This is a genomic window from Pseudomonas sp. AOB-7 (assembly GCF_003696305.1).
In the GTDB taxonomy this organism is placed as follows: domain Bacteria; phylum Pseudomonadota; class Gammaproteobacteria; order Pseudomonadales; family Pseudomonadaceae; genus Aquipseudomonas.
In genome coordinates, this window is record NZ_RFFK01000029.1 from 1 (window position 1) to 5234 (window position 5234).

The 5234-nt window shown below is 52.1% G+C and carries 2 tRNA genes and 2 rRNA genes; all 4 read right to left on the reverse strand.

Going from position 1 to position 5234, the window contains the following annotated elements:
* Window positions 1-54: 54 nt before the first annotated feature.
* Window positions 55-2946, reverse strand: a 23S ribosomal RNA gene (locus tag EA796_RS22700).
* A 258-nt stretch (window positions 2947-3204) separates the two neighbouring features.
* A tRNA-Ala gene (locus EA796_RS22705) sits at window positions 3205-3280 on the reverse strand.
* A 22-nt stretch (window positions 3281-3302) separates the two neighbouring features.
* Window positions 3303-3379 (reverse strand) — tRNA-Ile (locus EA796_RS22710).
* 85 nt (window positions 3380-3464) lie between these two features.
* A 16S ribosomal RNA gene (locus EA796_RS22715) occupies window positions 3465-5001 on the reverse strand.
* Together the 16S and 23S rRNA genes with 2 tRNA genes alongside form the textbook arrangement of a ribosomal RNA operon.
* Window positions 5002-5234: the final 233 nt, after the last annotated feature.

The window sequence follows — 5234 nt, forward strand, 5'->3', positions numbered from 1 at the left end:
GTCGACTTCACCATCGACACCCTCTGCTCTCAGAGCAGATTGTTTGGGTGTTATATGGTCAAGCCTCACGGGCAATTAGTATGGGTTAGCTCAACGCCTCACAGCGCTTACACACCCCACCTATCAACGTCGTAGTCTTCGACGGCCCTTCAGGGAGCTCAAGGCTCCAGTGAGATCTCATCTTGAGGCAAGTTTCCCGCTTAGATGCTTTCAGCGGTTATCTTTTCCGAACATAGCTACCCGGCAATGCCACTGGCGTGACAACCGGAACACCAGAGGTTCGTCCAACCCGGTCCTCTCGTACTAAGGTCAGCCCCTCTCAAATCTCAAACGTCCACGGCAGATAGGGACCGAACTGTCTCACGACGTTCTAAACCCAGCTCGCGTACCACTTTAAATGGCGAACAGCCATACCCTTGGGACCGGCTTCAGCCCCAGGATGTGATGAGCCGACATCGAGGTGCCAAACACCGCCGTCGATATGAACTCTTGGGCGGTATCAGCCTGTTATCCCCGGAGTACCTTTTATCCGTTGAGCGATGGCCCTTCCATACAGAACCACCGGATCACTAAGACCTACTTTCGTACCTGCTCGACGTGTCTGTCTCGCAGTCAAGCGCGCTTTTGCCTTTATACTCTACGACCGATTTCCGACCGGTCTGAGCGCACCTTCGTACTCCTCCGTTACTCTTTGGGAGGAGACCGCCCCAGTCAAACTACCCACCATACACTGTCCTCGATCCGGATAACGGACCAGAGTTAGAACCTCAAGGTTGCCAGGGTGGTATTTCAAGGATGGCTCCATGAGAACTGGCGTCCCCACTTCAAAGCCTCCCACCTATCCTACACAAGCAAGCTCAAAGTCCAGTGCAAAGCTATAGTAAAGGTTCACGGGGTCTTTCCGTCTAGCCGCGGATACACTGCATCTTCACAGCGATTTCAATTTCACTGAGTCTCGGGTGGAGACAGCGCCGCCATCGTTACGCCATTCGTGCAGGTCGGAACTTACCCGACAAGGAATTTCGCTACCTTAGGACCGTTATAGTTACGGCCGCCGTTTACCGGGGCTTCGATCAAGAGCTTCGCTTGCGCTAACCCCATCAATTAACCTTCCGGCACCGGGCAGGCGTCACACCCTATACGTCCACTTTCGTGTTTGCAGAGTGCTGTGTTTTTAATAAACAGTCGCAGCGGCCTGGTATCTTCGACCGGCATGGGCTTACGTAGTAAATACTTCACCCTCACCGGCGCACCTTCTCCCGAAGTTACGGTGCCATTTTGCCTAGTTCCTTCACCCGAGTTCTCTCAAGCGCCTTGGTATTCTCTACCTAACCACCTGTGTCGGTTTGGGGTACGGTTCCTAGTTACCTGAAGCTTAGAAGCTTTTCCTGGAAGCATGGCATCAACCACTTCGCATTCTAAAAGAACGCTCGTCATCAGCTCTCGGCCTTGATCTCCCGGATTTACCTAAGAAACCAGCCTACCACCTTAAACACGGACAACCAACGCCGTGCTGGCCTAGCCTTCTCCGTCCCTCCATCGCAGTAACTAGAAGTACGGGAATATTAACCCGTTTCCCATCGACTACGCATTTCTGCCTCGCCTTAGGGGCCGACTAACCCTGCGTCGATTAACGTTGCGCAGGAAACCTTGGTCTTTCGGCGTGCGAGTTTTTCACTCGCATTGTCGTTACTCATGTCAGCATTCGCACTTCTGATACCTCCAGCAAGCTTCTCAACTCACCTTCACAGGCTTACAGAACGCTCCTCTACCGCTCATCCTAAGATGAACCCGTAGCTTCGGTGTATGGTTTGAGCCCCGTTACATCTTCCGCGCAGGCCGACTCGACTAGTGAGCTATTACGCTTTCTTTAAAGGGTGGCTGCTTCTAAGCCAACCTCCTAGCTGTCTAAGCCTTCCCACATCGTTTCCCACTTAACCATAACTTTGGGACCTTAGCTGACGGTCTGGGTTGTTTCCCTTTTCACGACGGACGTTAGCACCCGCCGTGTGTCTCCCGTGCTGACACTTGCCGGTATTCGGAGTTTGCATCGGTTTGGTAAGTCGGGATGACCCCCTAGCCGAAACAGTGCTCTACCCCCAGCAGTGATACACGAGGCGCTACCTAAATAGCTTTCGAGGAGAACCAGCTATCTCCGAGCTTGATTAGCCTTTCACTCCGATCCACAGGTCATCCGCTAACTTTTCAACGGTAGTCGGTTCGGTCCTCCAGTCAGTGTTACCTAACCTTCAACCTGCCCATGGATAGATCGCCCGGTTTCGGGTCTATACCCAGCGACTAAAGCGCCCTATTAAGACTCGCTTTCGCTACGCCTCCCCTATTCGGTTAAGCTCGCCACTGAATATAAGTCGCTGACCCATTATACAAAAGGTACGCAGTCACCCAACAAAGTAGGCTCCCACTGCTTGTACGCATACGGTTTCAGGTTCTATTTCACTCCCCTCTCCGGGGTTCTTTTCGCCTTTCCCTCACGGTACTGGTTCACTATCGGTCAGTCAGTAGTATTTAGCCTTGGAGGATGGTCCCCCCATATTCAGACAAGGTTTCTCGTGCCCCGTCCTACTCGATTTCATTGACAAGAGAGTTTCGCGTACAGGGCTATCACCCACTATGGCCGCACTTTCCAGAGCGTTCCGCTACTCTCAAATCAACTTAAGGGCTAGTCCCCGTTCGCTCGCCACTACTTAGGGAATCTCGGTTGATTTCTTTTCCTCAGGGTACTTAGATGTTTCAGTTCCCCTGGTTCGCCTCACACACCTATGTATTCAGTGTGTGATACCCAGCTTATGCTGGGTGGGTTCCCCCATTCAGAGATCTCCGGATCAAAGTCTGTTTGCCGACTCCCCGAAGCTTTTCGCAGGCTACCACGTCTTTCATCGCCTCTGACTGCCAAGGCATCCACCGTATGCGCTTCTTCACTTGACCATATAACCCCAAGCAATCTGGTTACGATCTCAATCGTGAAGACGACATTCGCCGAAAATTTGCGTCTTGAGAACTACAAATTTTACCTTGACCAGATCAATTGCCAGTGAAAGCAATTAATCAGTCACTTCTATCACATACCCAAATTTTTAAAGAACGATTTTCGTACCGGTCAAAAGACCAGAAATCAGCACTCACCAGGTTCACCCTGAAGCGCTCATTTCTGAACTCTTTCACTGCTACCGCAACGCGCGAGAGTGGTGGAGCCAAGCGGGATCGAACCGCTGACCTCCTGCGTGCAAAGCAGGCGCTCTCCCAGCTGAGCTATGGCCCCGTAATCATCTGCACCAAGCAATTGGTAGGTCTGGGCAGATTTGAACTGCCGACCTCACCCTTATCAGGGGTGCGCTCTAACCAACTGAGCTACAGACCTATAACAGGGTCGCGTTACAGCATCGTCTTCGACTATGAATCAAGCAATTCGTGTGGGAGCTTATGAGAAAGCCGGTGTCTTCGATTAAGGAGGTGATCCAGCCGCAGGTTCCCCTACGGCTACCTTGTTACGACTTCACCCCAGTCATGAATCACTCCGTGGTAACCGTCCCCCCGAAGGTTAGACTAGCTACTTCTGGAGCAACCCACTCCCATGGTGTGACGGGCGGTGTGTACAAGGCCCGGGAACGTATTCACCGTGACATTCTGATTCACGATTACTAGCGATTCCGACTTCACGCAGTCGAGTTGCAGACTGCGATCCGGACTACGATCGGTTTTATGGGATTAGCTCCACCTCGCGGCTTGGCAACCCTTTGTACCGACCATTGTAGCACGTGTGTAGCCCTGGCCGTAAGGGCCATGATGACTTGACGTCATCCCCACCTTCCTCCGGTTTGTCACCGGCAGTCTCCTTAGAGTGCCCACCATAACGTGCTGGTAACTAAGGACAAGGGTTGCGCTCGTTACGGGACTTAACCCAACATCTCACGACACGAGCTGACGACAGCCATGCAGCACCTGTGTCTGAGTTCCCGAAGGCACCAATCCATCTCTGGAAAGTTCTCAGCATGTCAAGGCCAGGTAAGGTTCTTCGCGTTGCTTCGAATTAAACCACATGCTCCACCGCTTGTGCGGGCCCCCGTCAATTCATTTGAGTTTTAACCTTGCGGCCGTACTCCCCAGGCGGTCAACTTAATGCGTTAGCTGCGCCACTAAAATCTCAAGGATTCCAACGGCTAGTTGACATCGTTTACGGCGTGGACTACCAGGGTATCTAATCCTGTTTGCTCCCCACGCTTTCGCACCTCAGTGTCAGTATCAGTCCAGGTGGTCGCCTTCGCCACTGGTGTTCCTTCCTATATCTACGCATTTCACCGCTACACAGGAAATTCCACCACCCTCTACCGTACTCTAGCTCGCCAGTTTTGGATGCAGTTCCCAGGTTGAGCCCGGGGCTTTCACATCCAACTTAACGAACCACCTACGCGCGCTTTACGCCCAGTAATTCCGATTAACGCTTGCACCCTTCGTATTACCGCGGCTGCTGGCACGAAGTTAGCCGGTGCTTATTCTGTCGGTAACGTCAAAATACTCACGTATTAGGTGAATACCCTTCCTCCCAACTTAAAGTGCTTTACAATCCGAAGACCTTCTTCACACACGCGGCATGGCTGGATCAGGCTTTCGCCCATTGTCCAATATTCCCCACTGCTGCCTCCCGTAGGAGTCTGGACCGTGTCTCAGTTCCAGTGTGACTGATCATCCTCTCAGACCAGTTACGGATCGTCGCCTTGGTGAGCCTTTACCTCACCAACTAGCTAATCCGACCTAGGCTCATCTAATGGCGCGAGGTCCGAAGATCCCCCGCTTTCTCCCGTAGGACGTATGCGGTATTAGCGTTCCTTTCGGAACGTTATCCCCCACCACCAGGCAGATTCCTAGGCATTACTCACCCGTCCGCCGCTAAATCAGGGAGCAAGCTCCCCTCATCCGCTCGACTTGCATGTGTTAGGCCTGCCGCCAGCGTTCAATCTGAGCCATGATCAAACTCTTCAGTTCAATACTGCTTGGGTTTTGAGAAAACCCTAAACTTGGCTCAGCAATCGCAAAAAACTCTCGAATTCACGAGTGTTACTTGTGATGCTGATAATCAGTCGACTACCAGTCTTACCCCACAAGCACCCACACGAATTGCTTGATTCAGTTGTTAAAGAACAGTTGGTCAAGTCTTTCATCTCAACCGAGGCGCGCATTCTACAGCACCCCATCTTTCCGTCAAGCTGTTTTTCGAA